This is a genomic window from Polaromonas sp. P1_G2 (genome assembly GCF_056405515.1).
Genome location: NZ_JBFUBY010000673.1, coordinates 1 through 636, shown reverse-complemented (window position 1 = coordinate 636; position 636 = coordinate 1). Strand labels below are relative to the sequence as shown.

General features: G+C 57.4%; 1 protein-coding gene. It reads right to left on the bottom strand.

Going from position 1 to position 636, the window contains the following annotated elements; genetic code table 11:
• Window positions 1–636, bottom strand: a 636-nt coding sequence (locus AC1D0P_RS26880) for a MauE/DoxX family redox-associated membrane protein (protein WP_477679521.1), incomplete at both ends; no start/stop codon positions are given.

Here is a 636-nt window from a genome sequence, read left to right as displayed (position 1 = left end):
CGGTCAGTGAGACGAGACCAAGCGGCACGGCGTTGTTGCCGCCGACGCAGGCGCATTTGAGTTCGCGGTGATCGATATAGACAGCCTTGAAGACCGAGACTGCTCCAATCAGCCCGATCATCAGCGAAAGCGGCGCGGAGAGCCAAATGAGGCTGCCTGACAACATGAGGAGGCCCGCCAAGGTTTCGGCGAAGGGATAAACGTATCCATATGGCACGTATCGCCGCGCCAGCAGATCGTAATTGAGGAACATGGTCGAGAATTTCTCGACATCCTGGAGTTTTTGCACCCCAAGAAGGCACATTGCCACCGCGATGAACCGCTCCAGAGTGAGCAAGGGTGAGATGCTGTGTCTGGTTGCCCAGCTGATGGCTACGGCCATCAGCAAAGCGACCGCGAAGATGGCAATCACCGGACGGTAGGTGGTGTCACTAGGCTTGAGTACATGCTGCCCGAAGCGCGTTCTCAGTTCGTCATAGCCGCCGACCCGCTGACCCTCAATAAACACCTGAGGCGTCGTTTTGACATCGTGCTTGCGCTGGAAGGCATCTGTGTCCTCACGGGTCTTGAGCCAGTGGTCTTCAACCCGGTAGCCCTCATGCTCCAGAAGGTATTTGGCCTTCAGTCCGTAGGGGC